The organism is Persicitalea jodogahamensis (assembly GCF_014651615.1).
Classification (GTDB): Bacteria; Bacteroidota; Bacteroidia; order Cytophagales; family Spirosomataceae; genus Persicitalea; species Persicitalea jodogahamensis.
On record NZ_BMXF01000001.1, the window covers coordinates 1,971,360 to 1,995,519 of the forward strand.

Sequence of the window (24,160 nt, forward strand, 5' to 3'; positions counted from 1 at the left end):
TAATTAAAATATATAATGAAAATTCAAATACTGAAACCAGTTTTTTTATATAATTTTAAAAGATTTTCATGGCCTATATTGTTAATTGTGAGCTTTATTCAATTAGGAATTTGGCCTAGATTCGATAATTTTTTAGCGATAGTAATAATATTATTTGCATGGATAATCACATTATATTATATTCTAGATATAATTATTTTTAATCAATACCCAATCTCTTGTTTTATGCTTTTAGGATATAGTTTAACTCAATTCTATTTTCCACTATTATTTACAACGATAGAAGGCCATGAAGTAACAAATAATTTAATAGTTCCTAATTTGGTATTTATTCACTCTATCATTTGTCTAATTATTCTAATTATAGCACACAAAATATATCGTAAGATTTTAGGGAGTACAAAACTATTTAAAAATACGCAATTTAAATTAGTAAAATTAAATCTCTTCACGCCTCCAACAAATATTCAGGTATGGATTATGGGTTATGTAGGACTCATTTCTATGTTTTATATTTACTATTATTCACCATCAAATAATTCAGAAATCGATGGTGTCTCAGACAAATTCATTCAGGCAATTACTATATTTACATATGCACCTTTCTATTTGTTATTTAGTAAATTATATGGAAGGAATTTAAATATAACAACTAAAAAAATTATTTTCTTAGTTGCATTTGCAATTTTACTTTTTTTAGTAAGCTTGGGCAGAAACAGTAGAGGTGCCTTTATGTTTGGTTTTACAGCATTAGGATTTGGGTACTTTATTGGTCTTTTACTCTCAGTATTCTCGTCGAGAATAATTAATGCGAAAAATATAGTTTTAAGCACTGTGCTATTGTGGTTATTGATTAGCCCATTATCTGATATAGCCACTGCAATGCTAATTGTAAGGAATCAAAGAAATGATAGTGACAGAACTGAGTTATTGTTAAATACACTAGATAAATTTTCTGACAAAAAAGCTATATTTGAATATAATGAAAATAAAAAGGGGAATAATGACAAAAATGCCACTAAGTGGGATGAATATTATCTTGATAATATTTTTTTATCGAGATTTTGTAATTTGAAATTTAATGATTTAAGTTTAAATTTGGCAGAAAAGATGGGGTATATTGATCCAAAAATTACTGCCTATGCAATAGAAAGACCACTCGCGATTCTGCCTAATCCATTGATAAATATTCTTAATTTGGATATAAATAAATCAAAATTGCTTTCATTTTCATCAGGTGATTTTTTATTTCAGCGTAGTGGTGAGACAAATGCTTTAGGTTCGTTCCGAGTTGGCCATTTTGCGGGTTTTGGTATGGCATCATTTGGATGGTGGTATCTCCTTTTTTTGTTTATATTAATTATTCCAGTATATTTTCTTTGGGATATCTTCTATTTAAAACGCGACTCCTCTAAAATGACATTTAGTTTCTTAGGTCTGCTTTCATTATCAAATATTTTCTTGTACATCAATTTTGAAAATGTGTTGTATATTTTTCAATTCTTATTTAGAGGATGGATACAAGGTATTTTGTTATATTGGCTAATATTCCATTTTTCAAAAATTTTAGATACATTTTTTTTCCTAAAAAATGAAAAAAATCCTTTACATAGGAGATGATAAATTAAGCTCAACATCTCGTCACAGGTTTGAGGCTCTTAAAAGGCTAGGATATGACGCAATTATTTATAATCCAAGACAAAAGCTAAATATTTTTTTTTATTTTTCACTATTTAATTTTTTTCACTATCATACTGGATACTTTTTTCTTCAAAAAGTAATCAAAAAGTGGATAGAAAATATTCTAGCCATTTCCGGTAATATAGATTTGATTTGGGTGAATAATGGAGAGTTTTTCGGACCATCATGCTTGATCGCATTAAGGGCGAAAGGTTGTCCAGTAATATTGTATAATAATGACGATCCGTGTGGAGGGCGAGATGGTAATCGTTTTAGAGCTTTGAAGAAATCCATTCCTTTTTACGATCTGTGTGCAGTAGTTAGAGATATCAACATTATTGAATACTATAACTTAGGTGCAAAAAATGTTATAAGAGTATCTATGTCTTATGACGAGGTATACCATAAACCAGAATCATTTATTAAAAGATCGAATACTTCATATGTCTCATTTATTGGTACTTGGATGCGTTATGAAAAAAGAGATGAGTTTCTACTGTATTTAATTGAAAAAAAAATTCCTGTTACTATATACGGTGATCATTGGAATAAAAGTAAATATTATGACAAATTAAAAAATTATATAAAAGGACCTGCTATATATAACCAAGATTATGTTTCTGGCATACAGGGATCTAAAATATGTTTAGGATTTTTGTCTAAAGGTAATCGTGATTTATATACGAGAAGATCAGTTGAAATTCCTTTTATAGGAAGCTTATTTGTTGCAGAGCGAACACCTGAACATGAGAAAATGTACTTAGATGGGAATGAGGCTTTCTTTTGGTCCAATAAAGAAGAGTGTGCAAGTATATTAATTAAATTGTTATCTGATCATGATCTCATAGAAAAAGTACGGATAGCAGGTATGAAAAGAGTCAGAGATTTGAAAGTTGGTAATGAGGATATTTGCAAAGCTATACTTAATAATATTTTATAATTCATCTTGTTGTATACAAGAATTTCTGCAAGTTAGATTATTTATCATTGTATAAACGCATGAAGTTTGTAACTAGTATTCATGAGAACAAAATACAAACTATTTGATTGCGAAGCCTTCTGCAAGCGTAGTGTAGAGTTGAAAGATGCCGACTGGCGTCAGAAGGACATATCGGTCGCGCTTGGCCTGGCCGAGGGCTGGGTCAGCCAGACGTTGAGGAAATACTGGGATTTAGGCGCGCAGGGGCTTGTTGCCCGCAAGACCACCGGTGCTCCGCCCCGTTTGACCGCCGATCAGTTAGAAAGGCTGATGGAGGAACTTGAATTTGGAGCCCAGCACCACGGGTTTGGCGGAGAGGTCTGAACTCGTCAACGGGTGTACTGGGTGATTGAAAGGCTGTTCGGCGCAAGCTATAACCCAACCCAGGTGCGGCCTCCTCAAAAGGTTGGGGTGGAGACTGCAAAAACCGTTTAGGAGGGCTCGCCATCAAGACCCGTGGAATGCATAGCGGTGGTGAGAGGAGACGCTTCAGGAATAAAAAAAGCTGAGGATGAGAACAGTGTTATCCTTTTTGCTGACGAAGCCGCCTGCTATCTGGTGCCTTTCCTCTGCCGAACCTTGGCGCCTCGGGGTGCAAACACCCGTTATCAAGGAGAAGGCAGGCGAGGAGCACCTAAGTCTGATTGCGCCTTGTCACCCAACGGTCGATAGTATGTTGGGGGGAAAGAGCGAAGCTTTAAAGGTGAAGGCATAGCTGGTTTTTGCAGTACCCCTGCCGCAGGTACCGCAGCAAAAACTTGCTGGTTATGTGGGATGGAGCCAATATTCATTACAGCCAGGCAGTTAAGGATTTTCTAGCAAGCAGATCGGGGAGAGTGCATCTGGTTGCACTGCCGGGTTATAATCCAGAATTGAATCCAGTGGAATTGCTTGGGACCAGTGTAAAAAGGAATTGAAAAACTAAGTGTTCTTTGATTTTTAGTATCTGGTGAAAGCCGTAGTGAATAAGATTGGAAAGCTAAGGGAAGATGCGGATTTGCACATTTCTTTCTTTTACAAAAAGGATGTACCTATTTTACAAAGTAACCCACTCATCGATAAGTTAATGTAGCTTTATTTATTAAAACTAAACTACTCTTCGTATTGAGATTTTCATTTGTAAAAAAATCTTATCTGTAATAGTTTAATATATCGATATATTTTGCTTATTCGCGTTAACTATTTTCTAATTACTATGATTTTTATATCTTTTACAAATATTTATAAAAGATGTTCTCTTTTAAAGGATTAATATTTTTGATCTTAGATATTTATATTTAAAATGTTCATTAGTAAGTAATTTGTGGAATCTTAGATATTAAAATTTTAAGTTTTCGCATGAATTAGATTATTAGAAGATTTTAGCCAATAGTCTATCAGATAAATTTTTCCTCATTTGAGCTTAACCACTAGACGATGTTTGCTATATTGAATCACATTCCTTTTTTAAGATATTTATGTTTTTACTCAAAAGTATTTAATTTTTTTGAATAAAAATAATCACAATGAATATCCAATAAATTTTTTTACCGCAATATTTATACGATTTATAATTTTGAAGTTAATTGTCTTTGATTCTCATCCTGTACAATACAGAGTTCCACTTTGGGAAAGTCTCGCTAAAAAATTTGGTAGCGATTTTACGGTTATTTATGCATCTTCTTGTTCTGTTGATGGATATCTTGATTCTGGCTTTAATAAAAAAATATCATGGGATTTGCCATTATTGAATGGATATAGTAGCATTATTTTACATTCTGACAATGGAAAGCCGTTGTCAGGATGGAATTCATTAACAGGAAAAGGAATAAATAGCATTTTGCGTTCTATTAAACCTGATATGATATTCTTAACTGGAATGAATTACAGATTTGATTTTACTGCGCTTATTTTGGCATTTATTTGGAGAATTCCTGTATGTCTTAGATGTGAGACTCAGGACGAAGCGGTTGAGCGCTCTATTGTAAAATCTTTTTTCAGGACTATTTTATATAAAACAATTTATAAAAGATTTAGCTTAATATTTTATATTGGAGAATTAAATAAACAGCATTATTTAAAGCACGGTGTTTCTGAAAATATGCTTTTCCCAGCTAATTACTTTACTATTGATCGTTTTAAGGCCTTTTCAAACTTTGATAAAGAATTTCTTAGAAATAATTTACGTGAAAATTTGAATATTTCATTGTCAGATTTGGTTATTGGCTTTTCGGGAAAATTAATTTCAAAAAAAAGACCTGATATTTTATTTGATGCTATTCGATATCTACCATTTGAAATTCAACGAAAGGTTCACATTTATTTTATAGGTAGTGGTGAAATGGAAGATGAATTAAAGTCTAAAGCGGTTGAAATTCAAAATCTATATGGCATAAGGGCGCATTTTGCAGGTTTTGTAAATCAGTCCGAACTACCTGCCCACTATTTGAACTTAGATATTCTGGTCTTGCCTTCTCGAAAAAGGGGTGAGACATGGGGGTTGGTTGTTAACGAAGCAATGCAGGCAGGTTGTAGCGTAATCACAAGTGATGCAGTCGGTTGTAACGTCGACTTTAAATCATGGGAAAGATTCAGAGTGTTCAATGAGGGTGATGCAATAGACTTGGCATCTAAAATTACCTCCTTATCCTTTTTTGAAAGGGATTATTCCTGGGCATATTCAAGACTGAAATATTATTCGTTAGAGTCTTCGACAGATTCAATTTATAGTAATATTTTGAACTATTTTGCTGACTGATAAATTTTGAATTTTATTTAATGAATATTATTTTTTTTGCTCATCCTCCATTTCTTTCTTCACAAAGTATGCCGCGATATGCAAACTGGCTTTACAATGGTATGCTTTCACGAGGTCATAGTGTAAAGGTTTGGACAGCATATCCTCGGTTTTATTCTCTTCCAGTTCCTTTATCTTTAAAAAAATGGATGGGTTATATCGATCAATATATTATTTTTCCTATAGAGGTTAGACTGAGATTAGTTGAACTAAGATTGAATAATAATCAAAAAGATATTCTATTTGTTTTTACTGATAATGCATTAGGGCCATGGGTTCCCTTAACCAAGAAATTCCATCATATAATTCATTGTCACGATTTTCTTGCCCAATTTAGTGCCGCTGGTATGATTTTGGAAAACCCTACTTCCTTTAGTGGAAAAATTTATCAAAGATACATAAAAATGGGTTTGCGAAACGGAAAAAATTTTATTTGTATTTCGAAAAAGACACGGTCTGATTTATATCGCATTTTAGATTTTAAACCTAGTATTTCTGATATAGTTTATAATGGTTTAGTAGGTCACTTTTCACCCACTGACTCTCTCTTTGCCCGTAAAAAGATTTCCTCAATACTAAATTTAGATTTATCAAATGGATTTATTTTACATGTAGGGGGGAATCAGTGGTATAAAAACAGAATTGGAGTTGTAGAATTATATGATGCATGGAGGCATCTATCTTGTTTTAAACTGCCACTGTTAATGGTTGGCCCTAACCCATCAAAATCTCTGCTAAATGCTAAGGAAAATTCTAAATTTCAAAGTGATATTTATTTTTTAACTAATAGATCAGATAATTTCGTTTTACTTTCCTATCAAAGTGCTGCTTTATTATTATTCCCTTCACTGGCTGAGGGATTTGGCTGGCCCATTGTGGAAGCAATGGCATGTGGGATTCCTGTGATTACGACAAACGAAGCCCCAATGACTGAGGTTGCTGGTGATGCGGCTTTCTATATTAATCGACGTCCATTTGAAGATGATAAATTGAGCGATTGGACTTTGCAAGGTGCACATGTAATTGATCGTTTGCTTTCTTTAAACCAAAGTCAAAGAAAATTCCTAATCGCAAGTGGTTTGGAAAACGCTAAACGATTCGAATGTGAGTCCTCATTGGATAAAATTGAGAATATTTATAGATCTGTTACTAATTAAAAATGAAAGTTCTCAGAGTGATTCCAAGTATGAACCCCACGATTGGTGGCCCCTGTCAGGGTATTCGTAATTCTGTTCCTGCGATGGAACAATTGGGGGTGCATAATGAGGTAGTGTGTCTCGATAATCCTACCCAGGCTTTGAGTTGGGGAGATACATTCCCCGTTCATGCCCTTGGAGAGGGGCGCGGGCCATGGAGATATAATCCTGCCCTGTTTTCATGGCTGCTTACCAACTTTAAGCGCTTCGATGTGGTCATTATTCATGGGCTTTGGGTATACCCGAGTTATGCAGTTTACCGCTCGATGAGAAAATACTTTCAAAAAAAAGACAAGAAAACAAACCCACTTGTCTTTGTGATGCCACATGGCATGTTAGATCCCTGGTTTCAAAGGGCGGCGGGGAGAAAGCTCAAGGCGCTTCGAAATATTATTTACTGGAAGCTAATCGAGGGAAAGGTAATAAACTATGCGGATGGTGTACTGTTTACCTGCGAGGAAGAATTATTGCTGGCTCGAGAACCTTTCAGCCCCTATCGCCCCAAAAAGGAACTAAATGTAGGTTACGGGATCTTACCTCCACCCGAAGAAACTACCAATATGTATAGTGCGTTTAGAACTATATGCCCATCGTTAAAGGAGGAAAGCTATTTACTATTTTTGAGCCGAATCGATGTAAAAAAAGGTGTTGATGTGCTCATTTCATCCTATCTTAGTTTGAAAGAGCAGGGGTACATACTACCGAAGCTCGTAATAGCGGGACCAGGCAGAGAGACTGACTACGGTATGAAAATGCTGGAAATGGCTGCTGAAGATGGTAATATACTTTTTCCGGGAATGCTTACAGGTGATGATAAGTGGGGCGCTTTCTATAATTGCGATGCTTTCATTTTACCGAGTCATCAGGAAAATTTTGGAATCGCAGTAGTGGAAGCTTTAGCCTGTGGTAAGCCAGTGTTGATTTCAAATCAAGTTAATATTTGCAGGGAAATCGCAAAAGGGGGCGGAGGCCTAGTTGCTGACGATAATCAGGAAGGTACAAAAAAAATGTTAATACAATGGTTAAGCATTTCAACCAAAGAAAAACTTGAAATGTCGAATAATGCACGAAAGGTCTACAAAGAAAATTACAACGTCGACCAAGCTGCTAGGAAAATGAGGGATATTCTTCAATTTGAATTACTTCAATAGCTTCCCATTTTTGGAATTCCAGCATTCGTTTGAAAATATCAGATGATACAAGACCTCAAGAGGTTTTCATTGCCAAAAGATTTCAGAGGACGCCAAGGGTGGTATGTTCAGTTTTGGTGGATTGTTCAATCTTTGTTATTCAACCCTTCTCCCCAATTCATGTACGGTTGGCGCAGGTTCCTGTTACGGTCATTCGGAGCAGATATCGGGAGAGGTGTTATCATTCGCCCGACAGTGCGTACTCAATTTCCTTGGAAGGTAAGGATTGGTGAATATAGTTGGATTGGGGATGATGCTGTGCTTTATAGTTTAGGACCAATTACAATTGGAGAAAATGTTGTCATTTCTCAAAAATGTTATCTGTGTACAGGATCACACGACTATACTAATTCTGATTTCCCAATTTTCTTTGAGCCTATTCACATTGAGAATGAATGTTGGTTGGCCACAGACGTTTTCGTCGGTCCGGGGGTAAGGATAGGAGAAGGAACCATAGTGGGAGCAAGGTCCTCTGTTTTCAAATCTTTGCCTGCCAATAAAATATGTAATGGTTCTCCTGTCAGAATTATTCGTGACCGGATTTCTTGAATCTGCAGGTACCAATTAGGCTAAAAGTTGAATACTTGAAAACTGTACCTTGAATACATTTGCCATGAGAATCCTCATCTACGGCATCAACTATGCCCCCGAACTCGCGGGCATCGGCAAATACACTGGCGAGATGGCCGCTTGGCTGGCTGGTCGTGGTCATGAGATCTCGGTGATCACCGCCATGCCCTACTATCCCGAGTGGCGGGTGCAGGAACCCTACCCCGGAAAGGGATGGCAGTGCGAAGAAAGGGAGGGGGTGAGGGTATACCGCTGCCCATTGTACGTACCCAAAGAAGTGACTTCGCTCAGGCGCATCCTGCACGAGTTTTCGTTCTTGGCCAGCAGCCTGCGCTGGTGGCTCAGTTTCCTGTTCAAGAAGAAGTTTGATCTGGTGATTAGTATTTCGCCGCCCTTTCACCTGGGCTTTCTGGCCCTGGCCTACGCCCGGCTGCGAGGGAGTCAGCTGGTGACCCACGTGCAGGATCTGCAGGTGGATGCCGCCAAAGAATTGGGCATGATCCGAAACGAGCGGCTGCTGGCGCTGATGTTCCGGGCCGAGCGGCTGATCCTGCGAGGCAGTACGGCGGTTTCGACCATTAGTCCGGGCATGAGAAGGAAGATTGTGGAGAAAGGAATCCCCGCCGACAAAGTACTCATGATTCCCAACTGGGTCGATACCGAAAAGATTAAGCCCATCCCCCGCGCGGAATCCCTGCGGACCGAGCTCGGCATCGGGTCGGAAAAGAAGGTGGTATTGTACGCGGGCAACACGGGGGAGAAGCAGGGGCTGGAAATGGTGGTGGAGGTGGCCGCGCAGTTGGCCCACCACCGCGATCTGCTTTTTGTATTCGTCGGCTCGGGGGGCGGCAGGGAGCGGCTGGAAGCGCTGGTGCAGGAGCGGTGCCTGACCAATGTACGATTTTTTCCTTTGCAGCCCTACGAGAAACTGTCTGCCCTGCTGGCGATGGCCGACCTGCACCTGGTCTTGCAGAAAAAGGCGGCCTCGGACCTGGTGATGCCCAGCAAGCTGACGGGCATCCTGGCCGCTGGCGGCTGTGCCATCGTGACCGCCCTGCCCGGGACATCGTTGTACCAAATTATCCGGGAACACGATATGGGCCTCCTGGTCGCCCCCGAATCGGCCGAGGCCCTGCGCCATGGTATTGAACAGGCGTTGGCGACTGATTTGTCGGCCTACCGGTCGAATGCTCGTACCTACGCCGAGAATCAGCTGGGCCGCACGGCTATTTTAGCAAAAATGGAAGAGTCACTCTTGCGGCTCACCGATCGTGATGTCAGAAACGCTCATCCCATGGGGTAGTTTTTGGAAGTATAGAGAGGATTACTTGCATTTTATGTCACTAATAAAAAAAAATAGAAATTTTTCTTAGTTTTTCCGATGCAGGCTGTTTACATTTGAATGTCGTAACTCCTATGTAGCCATACAACGGAACTTACTCGTCTAACGATGCCCCCGAATTTTTTATCCTCAACGGGGGAAGCTCACCAGCGGCAATATCCTACTATACACAAACCTTTTATTGAAAGCTTCGGAAGAGTAAGGATACTGATCCTCTATCCGCTGGCCCTCTGCCAATCCCGGTGTGTTACCCTGGGTAAGCGACCTGAGGCATGGACATTGTTGCGATTGAATTTATTTGAGTACTTAGTTACATATAAGCTTATGATAAGTGTTTTTTTATTGGCTTGCCGCAAGCGGCCGTCCTGAGCATGTCATTTTTATTTTTTCTTTGATTAATGCAACTAGTTGATAATCGGATATTTAGATTTATCCAATTGAAAATAATGTTGGCACATGAAATTTCAATACCGCTTGATAATTTTTTGGAAAATCAGTTAAAATAATTTGCAAAGTCTGATTAAAATGCATTTGTTTGTCGGTGTAAACGTCCCTTAGACACCAATTCAATTGAAAAGCTCAAGTCCACAGAATTGCACCTCTAAGTCCATATCGTTATGAAACAGTACTACCAGGGTCGATTGGCTGCCTATAGCTTATGGATCGACATCATTCTTCTGAATCTCGGGTTTGGGCTGTCCACCTACGTAATGCTAGGGTATCCGCCCGCTGATGATATTTATTTGATTTTGCAGATGGCGCTCAACCTTTTGTGGCTGGGTCTCACTTATTTTTTGCAAACCTATCCGCTGTCTCGCCTGGATCTTTCTGTACAGGAATTCCTGGGGAGGTTCTTTAAAGTGATCGTTCTCTTGGTACTTATCGTGGCGGCGCTGCTGTTCTTTTCCAAGTACGGCGCGCGCGTTTCTCGTCTCGTGTTATTCTGGACCATTGCGAATCTGGTGCTGTCGGGCAGTTTGGTGCGGATGCTGATGGTGCAGGCACTCCGGAGTTTCCGGCAGGCAGGACATAACCGCAGCGGCTATATCATGGTGGGGAATTGTGACATGAGCCAGGAACTGCGAAATCGCTACGAAGCCCGGAAAGATCTGGGGATGGAGTACCGGGGAACCTTCGAGTTCTCGGAAAAGGCTTTTGAAGAAGAATTTGCGCAACTGGAAGACCGGCTGGAAGCTACCAAAGCCGATTATCTGTACTGTTGCATGAAATCCCTGACCCCAGTGCAGATTCAGGGCATCATCGGCCTTGGAGAGCGGCAGCGGGTGCAGGTTCGCCTGGTTCCTGACTTCCGGGGTTTTCTCCCTTGTCAGGCCAAAATGGTTGAGCATGATGTCGTTCCGGTAATCGAGGTTTCCACCAAGCCTTACGTCAACGAGCAGGACGAAATGGCCAAGCGGACGTTCGATCTGGCTTTCTCGGCGGTCGTCATGGTGTTGGGTGCTCCGGTATTCGGGGTGGTGGCCTTACTCGTTAAGCTGTTGTCGCCGGGACCCGTCTTTTTTAAGCAGGAACGGACCGGACGCTGGGGCCAACTTTTCTACATCTACAAATTCAGGACGATGTACACCGATGCCGATAAAATGGGGCTGCAACATTCGCAGGGCAACTATGATCCTCGGGTAACGCCCATCGGCCGCATCCTTCGGAAAACCCGACTGGACGAATTGCCGCAATTTATCAATGTCATGCGGGGGGAAATGTCGGTGGTAGGTCCCCGTCCGCTTTTCCGCTACGATGTGGATATGCTGATGCGGGCCGATCCTACCCAATTCAAGCGGCTGCTCACGGTAAAGCCGGGTGTTACCTCTATTGGTCAGCTCACCGTTGGGTATGCCGATTCGCTGACGCTCAATTTGGCCCGAATGCGTCACGATCTCGGCTATCTTCGCAAATATAGTATCCGCTATGACCTGCAATTGATTTTGAAAACGATGCAGGTAATGGTTGAGGGGCGCGGCAAATAATTTGTCTCCTTGTTTAAATAGTGTAACCTATTCTTCTTTTTTTTAATTCCATTACCATAATCATATAATTAACTCAATCTTTTCCAGTAGTCAACCTTTGTACATCCGTAGTCAACCAATCTAATTATGAAAAAGCGCAACCTAATTCCCCTCGTGTACGGGCTAGCCCTTACCCTGGTTCTGTTCAATTGCCAACGGCTGGACGAGCCACTGTCAACCACGCCCAACGCGGACTTACTGAAAGGCTTTACGGCTATTAAAATGCCCAACGCCGATCTGGTAACGCCCCAGGCTGTCGTAACGACCCCTTCGGCGCTGCTGCCCGCGGCGGTCTCTCTGGACTTTAAAAACGGTATGACTGGTGCCAACGGTAAATTGCCCGCCGAATTTCAGAAGGCTGTCGATGCGCTGAACAGTTCTTTGTCTGCCGACGAGATGAAGCTATTCTCAGAAGTGAATCCTGAGGTAGTCAAGAATCTGATGGCAGGTGGTGCCCTGCCCGACAACATGAAAAGAGTTGTGGAGCGGGCAGAGTCAAGTCCAGCTCTATCGATTTATCTTACTAAGCCGGTTCTCCCAACGGTACAGGAAATCAAGCCCGTCGTGGAAAAAGAGGTAAAGGAAGATGCTACCGCCCGCACGGCTGCTAACACTTCCTGCAAAAAGCAGGCCCAGGATGCCTACCAAGCCACGCTGGCGCAATTACGTGAGCAGCGCAGCCAGCAGCTGGCTGCCGCCTTATTGGCCAACCAACAGGCCGTTGCCGCGGCCAATGCTGCCGCCGCCGCTTGCAAGAGTAGCGTTTCTTTTGCCACCGAACGGGCTGCCGCTCAGCAAAGACTCAATCAGGCCATCGCCACTATCCAGAGCAGCAATTACCCCAGTTACCTCAAGAATCTGTATATTGTCCTGGCAACGGTCCAATACTACGCGGAACTCAACCAAATCAATCAGTTGGAAGCCCAGGCGCGGGTGAATTGCGATCGGGTAAAAATCGCCGCTATTGTTGCTGCTAGTTCAGCCCTTAATGCTAACCGTAATGCCATTCAGGATAACTTCGATGCGGCCGTTGCCGCTGCCGCTGCCCAAATTCCAATTTTCATCGCCAATTGCGAATACCAGCAGGGACAGGGCATATGATTACCAGCTTTGGTAGTGTGACCCGGCAAGATTTGAGCACAGAAGTGTAGTCAAGCCAAGGGTACGTATGATCGCTATTTGTAATACGATTATTGTTTGCGGGTTTAGGAAGCTTAGCACCGGAATTTTTCTAGTGCTAAGCTTCTGCTTTATAAGACCAACACCTGGCAATGGCCAGGTGAATCTTTCGGGAAAGCCGGGTTTGCTTTATGTGCCGACGGCTGATTCTACGCCGGAAGGACATCTCACTTTTGGGGCGGTTTATAATCCCAAAGGCTACGCGCTTAGCCGGCTAGACCGTAACGCCGAAGCCATCATGTTTGCCAATCTGACGATTTTGCCCCGCCTTGACATAAATATTAGTGTCCTCAAAGCAATCAACAACGCAGAACATCCGGTGATCAAGGATTTGGGAGACCGGCAGTTGGATATCAAATACCTCCTATTGAAGGAAAAGGAAAAAAGACCTTCCCTGGCAATTATTCTGTCTTCGCCTTTCACCGTTGATGCTGCCATGCTTACGCATGTGTTAGTCGCGACCAAGAACTTCGCCTTGGATGCTCGCTGGAAAATCCAGGCAACCGCAGGAGTGGGCAGTCCTTATTTTGTATACCGGAATGCCAGCGTTACGAATAACGCCAGCGTATTCAGCAGCTTCAAGTGGCAACGAAAGAGCGAATATTTCCATAATAATGGCTACTTGGTTGGGGTATTCGGTGGGGCTAAGCTTGATTTTCAGGATAAAGCAGGTCTGATGGTAGAATTCGATTCCCGCCGCCTGAATGCGGGTGGGTATGTCAAACTATTTGAGCGTTGGGTAGTGCAAGGCGGACTCATTAACCTGGATCAGTTTACCTTCGGAACCGCTTACTCCTTCGCCCTAGCCAAACCCAGTCGCCGCCTAAAAAAGATTTATGAGGAAAACCGCTAAATCTTTGGGTCTCCTTTGCTGTTTTCTGCTGGCTCGGTCGGTGCAGGGGCAGTTGTCACAGTACGGGAGTATGGAAAACGTGAGCCAAGACTCGGCCGCGGTCTTCTACGAACAGCGTCTTTTCCGTAATCCGTTGCAAGGTTTGGTACGCATGCTCCCGGCCTGCGGAGCGCGCGACAGTTGCACCCTTATTCCGATGATTCAGGGTGTACCCGTTGGTGTGTATACGCTTGGCGATGATTTGCGAGCTCGCCCGGTTTCGGTGGCCGAACGCCGCGCCTACTACGGCCGAAGCCGGATCAACCCCTTCAAATATTTACTGGATTTTCGGCTACAACCCGAAGTCGTCGCCAACTTTGGTAATCCTACCCAAACCGTACAAGCCAGGCTAAGTGTGATGCTCCAGAGCCAGTTGTATTTGTGGCGAGGCATGGCCCTGAATTTCGGCCTGCTGTTTCCGGTCATGAACAACCTCGACCAGCGCCCCAACGGCGTTCGGTTGGCACCGCTTTACCTGAATCAGTTTTTGGCGCTGGGGGAAAACCATTTCATTTCCGGGTCGGCAGGATTTTTCCAAAACGACCGTTACGGCGTGAATATCCAGTACCAACGGATGAATCCTAACAGTCGTTGGACCTACGGCCTGGAAGCGAGCATGACCGGCTTCTACTATTATCCGAAGGGGGGGATTTACTATACTTCCATAAATGAGCTTCTGCTCCTCGGAAATGCGGCTTACCGCTTCAATGATTTGGATTTTACCGTTAAGCTAACGGGGGGGAGGTATCTGGACGGTGACGTGGGCGCGCGATTGGATTTGGTCCGTCAATTCCCGAATGTGGAAGTAGCACTCTTTGCCATCCAAACCAGCAACGGCGGCACGATTGGCTTTAATTTCGCCGTTCCCATTCCACCGGGCAAAATACTTCGTGCAGGTCCGGCCCGATTACGTACTTCGGAAGAGTTTCGCTGGGAGTATGCTTACGCCAGGGGCTACGGGATTGGGAATCGTTACCGTCTGGGGTACCAGCTGGACGAACGCCTGCGACAGTACAACGCCAGCTACCTGCGTAATCAGTGGAAGCGGCTGGAATAAATAGAACTAATTCTCCTATTCTCAAAGTTTGGAGTCTCCTCCCAGATTAGGACGAATTTCCGGAGTAGGGAAATTCTGGTCGGGTGAGTTTTTCTCAGGGGATTCGGGCGCCTGCCCAGGCACGGAAATCGGATTTTGATGCACAAGCGATAGAAGCACGGCTAAAATTAGGCCTGAACCAAGGCCGATACAGACGAAAATAATCACCGAAATATCTGCGAAAAAAAAGTGGAGAATACAGCCCAGGAGTAGCCAGGAAAACGTTGAAACGGCAATCGAAATAAATACTTTCCCGGAAATAAAAGATTGGACTGCCATTTTAGTGTGTATTACAAAGTGAACGAGGGAACCCACTGTGCCTTATTATCTTGCAAGATAACAATTATTTCCTGCAAGATACATATTTGACTGTTTTTGAAGATAAATTAGGGGAGTCTCCAGGATACTTTAATGGATTAAAGTATCTGTTTAAACAGTGCAATAATACTGCCAGTTTTAATCGTTCGGAGGATTTTCTTAATACTTTTCTTCCTTTACCCTTTTAATAATAAGTTTCAACAGTTTATCTGAAGGCTGAAACGAACGTTTCAGCGCAAACGTAGGAGAAATCTACCGCAAAGTACAGAGCGAAGAAATTTTATCAAGATTCCTGATCCGTTACTTCCAACCGGTAACCGACGCCATGTACCGAAGAGATGCTGACTGTCGGATCGCTGCGTAACAGTTTCCGCAACCGCGAAACGAATACATCCACGCTCCGGCCCACGATAATGCCTTCGTCTTCCCAAACCAGTTTGAGAATCAGCTCGCGTTCGAGGAGTTGGTTGGGGTGAGTGGCGAACAGGCGCAGTAGCTTGGTTTCGCGGTAGGTGAGGGGGTGCTGCACACCGGCGGCATTCAGGGACTGATCAGCCGGGTGGAAGGTAGTTCTACCGAACTGGATGACCTCCGCAAGATGGTCCGTAGCGGAGGCAGGAACCGGGGCTTTATCCCTGGATCTGGCGACGCGGTACCAGACCAGCCCGCTGATTCCGGCCAGTAGGAAGCCGAACAACCCGGCCCACCAACGGGTGCCGGATTGTTGGGAGGGCTTTTTGAAAGTAATCAGCAGATTGCGGCAGCCGGCTTCCTGCTGCCGCCCCACGCAGGGAATGGCTTTTTCTTTCAGGTCCAGGTGGGAGTACCCCAACCGGAGCACGCCATCGGCGCAGTCGAGGACGGCTACGTCGTAGGAATCCTGCACCCCGTGGAGATGGAGCGATTCATGCAGCAGGTCGGGGATCTGGTCGTAGTCGAAAGCCCGTTCAAGGCGGATCGAGTAGGTAACCGCGTCGGGATGCTGGACGGGCGAAATGCCGGAAGTGGAATCGCCCGCCGCAGTCAGCAGGTGATGGGCCGTCCGGCGCAGGGCCAGGTTTATATTTTGCTCAAATCGCTGGCTGTCGGACTGGTGAACCGGCGGAGCCAGCTGCATGAACAGCCAGCCTGAAACCAAGAAAATGACACCCGCTACGATTTTTCCCATGACCCCGAATGTACTAAAAAAATGCTAACCAGGTGCCTAGCAACCATCGCCATGAATTCTCAGGGCCGGTATCCAGTGGAAAGACGGGTACTGACCCACCCGAAATACCCGCCTGGCGTTCGACAGGTTTTTATCCAGGGGTTCTACCTCAAGTTCATCCCCCAAGGCAGCTAACTTTAACAGGCGGCTGATTTCCATTTCGTCGGTCTCGGAGACCGCCCGGCTGATGATCATATTGCCCCGTTTCAGTACGACCCGGAAAGGTACCCTGGTAGCTGCCTTATTTTCGGAGCTGCCGACGATGAGACTCAGTTTGCCGTTGCTATTCAACCAAATCTGGGACGTGTGGAGCGTCCTGCCATCCAGCAGAACCGGACCGGAGGATGCAGTCCCGGCGTCGATTGTACGGGCGGAGATGAATATGCCGGCCAGAATCAGCAGGCCCAGCATGGCAATTATTTGGATTGATTTCAGCTTGTTCATTGGATAGCGATTTCGTTGTGGGGGAGGGAGTATCGATCATTGACGGTTAGCAACACGATGCGGTCGCCTGTGTGGCATCGGGCCAGAATCCGGCTCAGGTCTATTTCCTGATAATTCTGATTGGAGTACATGGTCAGGGTGTTGGTTTCCGCGCGTCTGATCGCCACCTTGAAAGCGATTTTGCCCAGGGACCTGGCCCGGTCGGCCGACAGTTCGACCACATGCACACTCAACTGGCCTTCGGTGTTAGGCGGCAGCGTGCACTTTCCTCGGGGACTGTACTCGTCAACGATCATCCCGGTGCCCAGGAAGGCAGCGGCGCATTGCTGCCCGGATTCCTGCGCCAGCCCCAAACTACCCAGTGCGCAAAGGCATAGCAGAAGGGGGATCTTGATTCGCTTTTTCATCTGTTTTGTATGTTTTGGTTGATACCTGAACAAATGTATCGGACCCAACTACCAAACCGAAAAATGCGCTGTAAAAGAATGTAAAGGAAATGTAAAAGTGTGTAAAGTGCTGAACGATAGGGTTGATTTATCTACTCAATAATGATTTTACCAGATTCCACAACCTGCGCTCAAATCATGTTCAGTGAAAATGAAGGTGTTTGTCACCAGGTATTGGCCGGGTATATTTAAAAGGAGCAAGTCATTTTAATGATATAGTTTGACTTGAAAGCGAATTAAAATATATTTGTTCACTATTAGTAGACTATTGTATGTTCAACATCATCGCGCGCAAAACGCTGCTGTCTTATTGCACTTTATATCCCAAGGCGGCAAATGCTCTAAAAGAATGGCATCGCGAGATGGAACTTTCGGATTTTGCCAGTTTTCAGGATTTGAAGACTGTGTATGGTAGTGCGAGCTTAATCGGTGATGACAGAGTGGTGTTTAATATCATGGGGAATCATTATCGCCTGGTCGTACGAATAGTGTTTGCGTATAAAGCGGTTCAGATTAAATGGTTCGGCACGCACGCAGAATATGATAAGGTTGATGTCAAGACTATTCAGTATAAGAAATAGGGAATGGTTGATCGGGGGCGTCATGCTTTTCATACACCTTGCTTAATGAGACTATATACCTATCAATAAAGAGATCAATAAAATAAACAACATGGAATTAAAACCAATCAGAGACGAAAATTCTTACGAGGCGATGTTAGACTGGGTTGACGCGCAGTTCGACAATAAACCCGAACTCGGCAGTACAGCGGGGGACGATTTACAAATTGCTTTGTTGCTTATCAAGGCTTATGAAGACCAACATTATGTCATCCCTTCACCGGACCCTATTGAAGCAATTAAACTGAAAATGGAAGAGAAAGGGTTGAAAAGTAAGGATTTGGTGGAGTGGGTAGGGAGCAAGAGTTACGTTTCTGCCCTACTGAACCGAAAAAAACCGCTTACGCTCAAATTAGCCCGCGTCTTTCACGAAAAACTCGGTATTCCCGCGCAGGTATTACTCTCCACCTCATTCTGACCGAAGGCTCTCCACCGGATTCATCAGAGCTGCTTTCACACTTTGGAAACTTACCGTCAGCAGCGCGATCCCCACCGCCAGCACACCCGCCAGGGCGAAAACCCACCAACTGATATCGATCCTGTAGGCAAAATCCTGCAACCAGGCGTTCATGCCGTACCAGGCTATGGGGCTGGCCAGCAGAATGGCAATAAGTACCGGCTTGAGAAAATCTCGGGAAAGAAGCAGCACGACGCCCGTTACGCTGGCGCCCAGTACCTTGCGCACCCCGATTTCTTTGGTGCGTTGTTCGGCGGTGAAAGTGGCCAGACCGAAGAGCCCCAGGCAGGCCACGAAAATCGTCAGCCCGGCAAAAAGGCCAAGGATGCGGCCCGTTTTCTGCTCGGCGCGGTAGGTGGCGTTGAAGTTTTCTTCCAGAAAAGCATATTCCAGCGGTTCATCCGCCACCTGCGCCTTCCATTGCTTTTCCACCGAGCTGATCAGGGCGGGCAGGTCGCGGGCTTTTACTTTTGCCAGGATCGCTCCGGAGTTGTTGCCCAGCGTCATCATCAGCGGCGTAATGCGCTCGTGCAGGGATCTGAAATGGAAGTCTTTCACGACCCCAATGACCCGGTAGGTCGTTTTGGTACCCTCGTTGTTGGGGCGGGTGACCGTATGGCCGATGGCATCCTTTCCCCAGCCCATTTCTCTGGCCGCCGTTTCATTCAGAATAATGGCGGACGAGTCAGTACCAAAATCCGGCGAGAAATTACGCCCGGCGACCATTTCCATGCCCAGCGTCGGAATGTAGTTTTCGTCCACGTCGTACCTGATGCCCTTGGTGAACTCGTTGACACGATCGTCGCCATACACCATGAAATTGTTGTTGTACGAGGGACCGGCGGGGACATAGCCCGAGATGGTCGCATCCACCACCCGCGAATCCTGCATGAGTTGTTTTCTGAACAATTGCTCGTTCTGGCCCAGGCGGTAGGTACTTTGCAACACAAGTACCTGATCTTTGTCGTACCCCAGTTTGGTGTTCTGGATAAAGCGCAGTTGCTGGTACACGATGGTCGTCCCGACGATGAGGATGATGGAAATACAAAACTGCACGACCACCAGGGTACCCCGTAAGCCGATGCCCCGGCGTCCCCGGGAAGGATTGTGGGTACTCCCTTTCAAAACGGAAATAGGGGCAAAGGAAGAGAGGAAAAAAGCAGGGTAACTACCCGCCAGTACGCCCACGCCCAATCCCAGCGCCAGCAAAGCCGGCAGCAGCCACGGCATGGCCGTGAAACTAAGCGTCAGATTTTTGTCGGCCAAGTCGTTGAAAAATGGCAGGGCCAGCCACACGAGTGCGACTGCCAGCACCAGCGCCACGGCGGTAAGCATGATGGATTCCAGTAAAAACTGACCGACCAGGGTACTTTTCTCCGACCCCATCACTTTCCGGATGCCCACCTCCCGCGCCCGTTTCGATGCGCCGGCGGTGCTGAGGTTCATGAAATTGATGCAGGCGATCAGCAGCATGAACAGGGCAATGGCGCCAAAAATATAGACATAGCGAATATCCCCCGCGGCACTCAGGTCATAGGCGAAATCAGAGTACAGGTGGATGTCTGTAAGAGGTTGTAAGACCAAACCCAACTCATTGCCTTTCTCACGAAAAGCGGCGTAGTTCATCCCGAAGGCCTGCTTGATTTCCGGGCCAAAGTACCTTTCTACCATTTGGGGTAGTTTGGCCTGCAGTAGCTGAGGATCGTACCCTTTGGGCAGGACGAGGTAGGTAAAGTATTCGGACTGCATCCAGGAATTGACCCTGGACTCAGCCAGTCCCGCCATCGACATCAGAAAATCAAAATGGATGTGAGAATTGACGGGCCATTCTGCCATCACTCCCGTGATCTCCATAATTTCATTTCCTTTAGATTTCAGTGTTTTACCAATCGGATCGGTATCGCCAAAATACTTCTGGGCTATTTTCTCGGTGATGACCAGCGTATTGGGTTTGAGCAGGGCGGTTTTTGGGTCGCCCTTTATCAGCGGAAAACTGAATACCTGGAAGAAGTTGGAATCCGCAAAGGCAACGGCGGTTTCCTTAAAAACGGCGTCATCTTTCACCAGGTTTAAGTCGCCTGCCAGCCGCAGCCGCGTAGCCTCCAGCACCTCGGGGTAGTCGCGCTGCAGCGTTTTGGCCGTGGGCGGCATGACACTGGCCTCGTTAATCTTGTTGCCGCTCATATTGGCCCTGAACGTCACCCGCACGATCCGGTCGGCTTTTTGGTGGAAGCGGTCGAAACTCAGTTCGTCCAGAATGAACAGACCGATGATCAGGCAGGTGGCCAATCCGAAAGACAGTCCGATCATGTTGATGGCCGAAAATGCCTTGCTGCGCAGGAGATTCCGGTAAGCGATTTTGAAGTAGTTTTTGAGCATGGTTTTATTTGTAGGGGCAGACGGGCGCACCTGCGGACCTGTGTGTCCGCCCGATGAATGCGCAAGCCGCAGGTTTGCCCGATGGCTGACGCACGTTGGGCGAACACATAGGTTCGCCCCTACAATTGGAAAAACTCATGCCGGGAATTCAACCTTCTGTCAATCAGAAAGTACCTGAACCAAAACTGTCCGATTTCGAACACTTTTGGTTCGGAATCGGACAGTTGCTAATTAATGGGCCAGGTTGATTATTCAAAAGGATTTACTATCGTGATATCCTCAATCGATTTGAAGTCTGACACGTTCCGCGTGAAAAGTGTCAGTGCGAATTCCAGGGCTGTGGCAGCTATGATAGCGTCGGGTAGTTTTATTTTGTATTGACGGCGAAGGGCAATAGTTCGTTCGACGACGGGTTCGTTTAAAGGCAGCACGATGGCAGCTTCAACAAACTGATTGACTTTCAAGGCCTCTTCCTTATCGGGCGCTTTCCAGCCAAGGAGCTCGATCTTGCCAATAACAGAAAGCATAAAGGGCTGGGCCGCAATTTCTGCAATGGCCTTGGAATTGGCGGTGTTCAACGTGCCGTTCAGCAAATAAATAGCCGTATTGCTGTCTAAAAGGGCTCCTTCCACTCGCTTCTGGTTTCGGTGAGGTATTGGTCAAACGATGCCACGTCCAGATCAGGGGCAAGACCGATGAATTCGGATAACGACGCTTTCGACTTTGATTCCGAGGAGGGGAGTCGGTATTTATAGCGTAGAAAGGCCACAAAATCGGCTACTTCTGCCTGAAGCGGAGGAGGCAGTACATCGATTGACTCATGCAGCTGAAATTTATCCATGATCTTCAAAATATCTGGAAAGAAAATGTATTTGTAAATATACAGATTTTCAACCATTCATGTAAGCAAAGGGCCTAAGAGCCAGTCCTACACCTTCAACCGCTTCTTCAAATAATTTAAAGCCATGTCGTATGCTTCCTTTGCTCCTTCGGCATCGTACCTGGGGTTACTCGGATTGGCGAAGCCGTGCACACCGGGGAAGATTTTGTAGGTCAGCGTTTTGCCTGCTTTCTTCATGTTGGCATCGAATTGCTCGATGACTTCCTTCGAGATGCGCTCCTCGGTGGCGAAAAGCCCCAGTACGTCGCCGTTGAGCGTTTTGAGCCGCTCCACATCCTGCACGGGCATGCCGTAATACATTACCGTCCCGACGGTATTCTTGCCACCCATGAGGCCCGATTGCAACGACCAGCCGCCACCAAAGCACCAGCCCACATTAGCAACTTGCGCTTTGGGGCCGGCGAAGGTAAACCCGCCTTCCACAATATTGGTGAGTCGATCATTGTTTGTGGCCATCATGAATTTGCCTGCCTCCTGTGGGTTGTCGGTCACCTTTCCGTCGTAGAGATCGAGGGCCAGCACATTGACATCTTCGCCCAGGTCTTTGTAAAAAGTGTCGGCCTGCCGGCGGATGTAGTCGTTCATGCCCCACCATTCCTGATATACGAACAGCCACTTATCGCTCTTCTTTTTGGCTTTGATAAAGTACCCCTTGGCATCTTTGCCGTCGGGCGTGGCGAAGGTGATTTCTTCACCCATGCCATCGTAGTCGAGCGGCAGCGGCGACAGGTGCAGCGCCTGGAAAGCCGGATCGAGCGCAAATTGCTTCATGCCGTCGAGGGGGAGGGGCGTGTGGCAGATCGGAATCGCTGGCATGGATTCAATCGGGTTGGGATTCAGGGCCGGAAAATTGAACAAGCCAGCCAGCATAAGCGGGAAGAGAATGAGGAATCGCGTCATGGATTTGAATAATTAAGATGAAAAAGCCTTCAACCGGAGAGATACATTCTTTCTCCCGATCGAAGGCTTAATAACTGCAAACACCGTCAAGTGTTCAGCAAGTACCTATTTGTCCCAAAATAACGGATCGGCGAGTGAACCGATGGCAGGCACATTGATGCCGTTTTCTGAGATTTCGTTGGACGGATAGGCTACCCGACGAATGAATGTCGACAACGCGGCGCTAACGGGTAGTTTGAACCCTTTATACTTATAATCAAAGCGGCGGGCATCATTCCAAGCCTCGGGATTGAGGTAGGTAATGACGTACTTTTCTTTGAAAATATCGGCCAGCGCCAGATTGGCCATTCCGACCGACACAATGGGATCGGCGATGTACTTGTCGCGGGCAGCAGGGGCCACACCAAGCTTGTCCATATTGGCTTTGATTCCTTCCAGGTAAGCTTTGTAAGCCCGGTCGCGGTTGCCGGCACGCAGGGCGGCCTCGGCTTCAATCATCTTTACCTCGGCATAAGTCACGATCAGGAGTGGCGAATTGTCGCCCGTCAGCGGAGAGTTCAGCGAGATGTAGTTCTCATCCTTCACCGTATTGGGTGCTCCGGTTGGATTGCCCGCGCCATTGACGGTACCCACGTAAGTGCCGTTCACCGTTTTATCGGTGATTTTTTCGATGCGGGGATCGAACAAGCCGTAAGTGGTGCCGTTGAGCTGGTTGATGAGTTGGGCCGAAAGCCAGCCGTCAAGTACCAGCAATGCGTTATTGCGCGCCACCTGCGCCCAGGGATTGCGGAGCAGGTAGACGCTCATTTGGGCATCGTCGGCATTGGAGGTGTAGGACTTGCTCACCGCCTCAAGTACCGCTGCGGGGTCGTAGCTTGCCTTCTTGGAAACCTTGTTGAGCATGCGGGCTTTCAAAGCGTAGGCGGTTTTCAGCCAGGCCTCGCGCTTTCCGCCGTGAATCAGGTCGTTCCCCGCGCTGAGTTTGATCTTGGAATCTGTCTTACCCAGTTCGGTAATTGCCTCATTGAGCAATGTGAGGGCGGAGTTGTACATCTCCTCTTCCGAGTCGTATTTAGGCGTGAGCGGCTCACCCGTAAAAGCTTCCTTGAACGGTCCGGCCCCGAAAGTGTCGCTGACCAGGTTGAGGTGGTACGCGAGCATGACGTTGGCTACGCCCACGTATTCACTGGAAGACTGTTCCGCGGCCAATCGCTTCATGTCCGTCAAATCAGCCATCGCATAGTAAAGAGCGTCCCAGGTGCTTGAATAATCCGTTTCCTGGTAGGTATCGGTGGAGCCACCCGCGCCGGGATTGGCCAGGTACTGCACGAAGTAAGACGTCGTGTTCGCTACCCGTTGCGAGTTGAGGCCCGTTTTCTGCGTCGTCGTCGCCAGCAGCGACTGTAAGGGCGGATTGGAAATCTGGTTAGGATTCTCGTTCAGATCGAAATAATCCTTGCAGCCGCTCATCCCGAAGGTGGTGAGGAGGGCCAATATGAGTATGGTACGTTTCATTTTAAAATGTTGATTGAGAGAATGGGAGAATGAGAGAATATTCAATTGA

General features: G+C 45.8%; 23 protein-coding genes. 15 read left to right on the forward strand and 8 right to left on the reverse strand.

What is annotated here, in order from left to right; translation table 11 throughout:
- Positions 1 to 15 precede the first annotated feature (15 nt).
- The 13 genes from IE117_RS08095 to IE117_RS08155 all read left to right on the forward strand — a co-directional run bounded on the left by IE117_RS08095 (position 16) and on the right by IE117_RS08155 (position 14,885).
- Positions 16 to 1,620: a hypothetical protein gene (locus IE117_RS08095; protein WP_189563782.1), complete on the forward strand. Its 1,605-nt coding sequence runs from the start codon at positions 16 to 18 to the stop codon at positions 1,618 to 1,620.
- On the forward strand, positions 1,592 to 2,620 hold the full coding sequence (locus IE117_RS08100; protein WP_189563783.1) for a CgeB family protein: 1,029 nt from the start codon (positions 1,592 to 1,594) through the stop codon (positions 2,618 to 2,620). Before IE117_RS08095 ends, IE117_RS08100 begins: the two co-directional genes overlap by 29 nt.
- A gap of 81 nt (positions 2,621 to 2,701) precedes the next feature.
- A complete protein-coding gene (locus IE117_RS08105) occupies positions 2,702 to 2,983 on the forward strand; it encodes a helix-turn-helix domain-containing protein (protein ID WP_189563784.1) in 282 nt (93 codons plus the stop codon).
- Positions 2,984 to 3,426: 443 nt separating this feature from the next.
- Positions 3,427 to 3,576, forward strand: a complete 150-nt coding sequence (locus tag IE117_RS26540) for a transposase (RefSeq protein ID WP_374757954.1) — start codon at positions 3,427 to 3,429, stop codon at positions 3,574 to 3,576.
- Between the two features lie 569 nt (positions 3,577 to 4,145).
- A complete protein-coding gene (locus IE117_RS08115; RefSeq protein ID WP_189563786.1) occupies positions 4,146 to 5,396 on the forward strand; it encodes a glycosyltransferase family 4 protein in 1,251 nt (416 codons plus the stop codon).
- 20 nt (positions 5,397 to 5,416) lie between these two features.
- Entirely contained in the window at positions 5,417 to 6,592 is a 1,176-nt protein-coding gene (locus IE117_RS08120; RefSeq protein ID WP_189563787.1) for a glycosyltransferase family 4 protein, read from the forward strand.
- A gap of 2 nt (positions 6,593 to 6,594) precedes the next feature.
- On the forward strand, positions 6,595 to 7,782 hold the full coding sequence (locus IE117_RS08125; protein WP_189563788.1) for a glycosyltransferase: 1,188 nt from the start codon (positions 6,595 to 6,597) through the stop codon (positions 7,780 to 7,782).
- Between the two features lie 42 nt (positions 7,783 to 7,824).
- Positions 7,825 to 8,370 carry a putative colanic acid biosynthesis acetyltransferase gene (locus IE117_RS08130; protein WP_308439271.1) on the forward strand — a complete coding sequence of 182 codons (546 nt, stop codon included), beginning with the start codon at positions 7,825 to 7,827 and terminating at the stop codon, positions 8,368 to 8,370.
- A 64-nt stretch (positions 8,371 to 8,434) separates the two neighbouring features.
- On the forward strand, positions 8,435 to 9,694 hold the full coding sequence (locus IE117_RS08135; RefSeq protein ID WP_189563789.1) for a WcaI family glycosyltransferase: 1,260 nt from the start codon (positions 8,435 to 8,437) through the stop codon (positions 9,692 to 9,694).
- A gap of 656 nt (positions 9,695 to 10,350) precedes the next feature.
- The gene (locus IE117_RS08140) at positions 10,351 to 11,718 is read left to right on the forward strand and encodes a sugar transferase (RefSeq protein ID WP_189563790.1); all 1,368 of its coding nucleotides are present in this window, start codon (positions 10,351 to 10,353) and stop codon (positions 11,716 to 11,718) included.
- A 126-nt stretch (positions 11,719 to 11,844) separates the two neighbouring features.
- On the forward strand, positions 11,845 to 12,858 hold the full coding sequence (locus tag IE117_RS08145) for a hypothetical protein (protein WP_189563791.1): 1,014 nt from the start codon (positions 11,845 to 11,847) through the stop codon (positions 12,856 to 12,858).
- A 178-nt stretch (positions 12,859 to 13,036) separates the two neighbouring features.
- On the forward strand, positions 13,037 to 13,789 hold the full coding sequence (locus IE117_RS08150; protein WP_189563792.1) for a YjbH domain-containing protein: 753 nt from the start codon (positions 13,037 to 13,039) through the stop codon (positions 13,787 to 13,789).
- On the forward strand, positions 13,773 to 14,885 hold the full coding sequence (locus IE117_RS08155) for a YjbH domain-containing protein (RefSeq protein WP_189563793.1): 1,113 nt from the start codon (positions 13,773 to 13,775) through the stop codon (positions 14,883 to 14,885). The genes IE117_RS08150 and IE117_RS08155 overlap by 17 nt, the downstream gene beginning before the upstream one ends.
- A gap of 640 nt (positions 14,886 to 15,525) precedes the next feature.
- On the opposite strand, the gene IE117_RS08160 is transcribed toward IE117_RS08155, so the two are convergent.
- The 3 genes from IE117_RS08160 to IE117_RS08170 are packed head-to-tail and all read right to left on the reverse strand — an operon-like array spanning position 15,526 to position 17,300.
- Positions 15,526 to 16,410 (reverse strand): helix-turn-helix domain-containing protein, encoded by an 885-nt coding sequence (locus tag IE117_RS08160; protein ID WP_189563794.1) that lies wholly within the window; start codon positions 16,408 to 16,410, stop codon positions 15,526 to 15,528.
- 36 nt (positions 16,411 to 16,446) lie between these two features.
- Positions 16,447 to 16,893: a hypothetical protein gene (locus IE117_RS08165; protein ID WP_189563795.1), complete on the reverse strand. Its 447-nt coding sequence runs from the start codon at positions 16,891 to 16,893 to the stop codon at positions 16,447 to 16,449.
- Positions 16,890 to 17,300 (reverse strand): hypothetical protein, encoded by a 411-nt coding sequence (locus IE117_RS08170; protein ID WP_189563796.1) that lies wholly within the window; start codon positions 17,298 to 17,300, stop codon positions 16,890 to 16,892. The genes IE117_RS08165 and IE117_RS08170 overlap by 4 nt, the downstream gene beginning before the upstream one ends.
- Before the next feature lie 311 nt (positions 17,301 to 17,611).
- Between IE117_RS08170 and IE117_RS08175 the strand changes: the two genes are divergently transcribed.
- Both IE117_RS08175 and IE117_RS08180 read left to right on the forward strand, forming a co-directional pair.
- The gene (locus tag IE117_RS08175; protein ID WP_189563797.1) at positions 17,612 to 17,920 is read left to right on the forward strand and encodes a type II toxin-antitoxin system HigB family toxin; all 309 of its coding nucleotides are present in this window, start codon (positions 17,612 to 17,614) and stop codon (positions 17,918 to 17,920) included.
- Positions 17,921 to 18,011: 91 nt separating this feature from the next.
- Positions 18,012 to 18,377 (forward strand): helix-turn-helix domain-containing protein, encoded by a 366-nt coding sequence (locus tag IE117_RS08180; RefSeq protein WP_189563798.1) that lies wholly within the window; start codon positions 18,012 to 18,014, stop codon positions 18,375 to 18,377.
- Here IE117_RS08180 and IE117_RS08185 read toward each other — a convergent pair.
- The 5 genes from IE117_RS08185 to IE117_RS08205 all read right to left on the reverse strand — a co-directional run bounded on the left by IE117_RS08185 (position 18,369) and on the right by IE117_RS08205 (position 24,111).
- On the reverse strand, positions 18,369 to 20,795 hold the full coding sequence (locus IE117_RS08185) for an ABC transporter permease (RefSeq protein ID WP_189563799.1): 2,427 nt from the start codon (positions 20,793 to 20,795) through the stop codon (positions 18,369 to 18,371). The genes IE117_RS08180 and IE117_RS08185 overlap by 9 nt on opposite strands.
- A gap of 248 nt (positions 20,796 to 21,043) precedes the next feature.
- The gene (locus IE117_RS08190) at positions 21,044 to 21,427 is read right to left on the reverse strand and encodes a type II toxin-antitoxin system VapC family toxin (RefSeq protein WP_189563800.1); all 384 of its coding nucleotides are present in this window, start codon (positions 21,425 to 21,427) and stop codon (positions 21,044 to 21,046) included.
- A complete protein-coding gene (locus tag IE117_RS08195) occupies positions 21,409 to 21,636 on the reverse strand; it encodes a DUF2281 domain-containing protein (RefSeq protein WP_189563801.1) in 228 nt (75 codons plus the stop codon). Before IE117_RS08195 ends, IE117_RS08190 begins: the two co-directional genes overlap by 19 nt.
- An 87-nt stretch (positions 21,637 to 21,723) precedes the next feature.
- Complete coding sequence (locus IE117_RS08200) at positions 21,724 to 22,596, reverse strand: dienelactone hydrolase family protein (RefSeq protein WP_189563802.1); 873 nt, start codon at positions 22,594 to 22,596, stop codon at positions 21,724 to 21,726.
- Between the two features lie 105 nt (positions 22,597 to 22,701).
- Positions 22,702 to 24,111, reverse strand: coding sequence for a SusD/RagB family nutrient-binding outer membrane lipoprotein (locus IE117_RS08205; RefSeq protein ID WP_189563803.1), 1,410 nt, complete (start codon positions 24,109 to 24,111; stop codon positions 22,702 to 22,704).
- Between the last annotated feature and the right edge of the window lie 49 nt (positions 24,112 to 24,160).

What these genes read in the sequence shown, in the direction of transcription:
- IE117_RS08205 (WP_189563803.1), bottom strand. Translation starts at nt 24,111, where the DNA reads ATGAAACGTACCATACTCATATTGGCCCTCCTCACCACCTTCGGGATG.
- IE117_RS08125 (WP_189563788.1), top strand. Translation starts at nt 6,595, where the DNA reads ATGAAAGTTCTCAGAGTGATTCCAAGTATGAACCCCACGATTGGTGGC.
- IE117_RS08200 (WP_189563802.1), bottom strand. Translation starts at nt 22,596, where the DNA reads ATGACGCGATTCCTCATTCTCTTCCCGCTTATGCTGGCTGGCTTGTTC.
- IE117_RS08140 (WP_189563790.1), top strand. Translation starts at nt 10,351, where the DNA reads ATGAAACAGTACTACCAGGGTCGATTGGCTGCCTATAGCTTATGGATC.
- IE117_RS08195 (WP_189563801.1), bottom strand. Translation starts at nt 21,636, where the DNA reads ATGGATAAATTTCAGCTGCATGAGTCAATCGATGTACTGCCTCCTCCG.
- IE117_RS08145 (WP_189563791.1), top strand. Translation starts at nt 11,845, where the DNA reads ATGAAAAAGCGCAACCTAATTCCCCTCGTGTACGGGCTAGCCCTTACC.
- IE117_RS08135 (WP_189563789.1), top strand. Translation starts at nt 8,435, where the DNA reads ATGAGAATCCTCATCTACGGCATCAACTATGCCCCCGAACTCGCGGGC.
- IE117_RS08180 (WP_189563798.1), top strand. Translation starts at nt 18,012, where the DNA reads ATGGAATTAAAACCAATCAGAGACGAAAATTCTTACGAGGCGATGTTA.
- IE117_RS26540 (WP_374757954.1), top strand. Translation starts at nt 3,427, where the DNA reads ATGTGGGATGGAGCCAATATTCATTACAGCCAGGCAGTTAAGGATTTT.
- IE117_RS08165 (WP_189563795.1), bottom strand. Translation starts at nt 16,893, where the DNA reads ATGAACAAGCTGAAATCAATCCAAATAATTGCCATGCTGGGCCTGCTG.
- IE117_RS08155 (WP_189563793.1), top strand. Translation starts at nt 13,773, where the DNA reads ATGAGGAAAACCGCTAAATCTTTGGGTCTCCTTTGCTGTTTTCTGCTG.
- IE117_RS08175 (WP_189563797.1), top strand. Translation starts at nt 17,612, where the DNA reads ATGTTCAACATCATCGCGCGCAAAACGCTGCTGTCTTATTGCACTTTA.
- IE117_RS08100 (WP_189563783.1), top strand. Translation starts at nt 1,592, where the DNA reads ATGAAAAAAATCCTTTACATAGGAGATGATAAATTAAGCTCAACATCT.
- IE117_RS08105 (WP_189563784.1), top strand. Translation starts at nt 2,702, where the DNA reads ATGAGAACAAAATACAAACTATTTGATTGCGAAGCCTTCTGCAAGCGT.
- IE117_RS08130 (WP_308439271.1), top strand. Translation starts at nt 7,825, where the DNA reads ATGATACAAGACCTCAAGAGGTTTTCATTGCCAAAAGATTTCAGAGGA.
- IE117_RS08160 (WP_189563794.1), bottom strand. Translation starts at nt 16,410, where the DNA reads ATGGGAAAAATCGTAGCGGGTGTCATTTTCTTGGTTTCAGGCTGGCTG.
- IE117_RS08095 (WP_189563782.1), top strand. Translation starts at nt 16, where the DNA reads ATGAAAATTCAAATACTGAAACCAGTTTTTTTATATAATTTTAAAAGA.
- IE117_RS08120 (WP_189563787.1), top strand. Translation starts at nt 5,417, where the DNA reads ATGAATATTATTTTTTTTGCTCATCCTCCATTTCTTTCTTCACAAAGT.
- IE117_RS08170 (WP_189563796.1), bottom strand. Translation starts at nt 17,300, where the DNA reads ATGAAAAAGCGAATCAAGATCCCCCTTCTGCTATGCCTTTGCGCACTG.
- IE117_RS08185 (WP_189563799.1), bottom strand. Translation starts at nt 20,795, where the DNA reads ATGCTCAAAAACTACTTCAAAATCGCTTACCGGAATCTCCTGCGCAGC.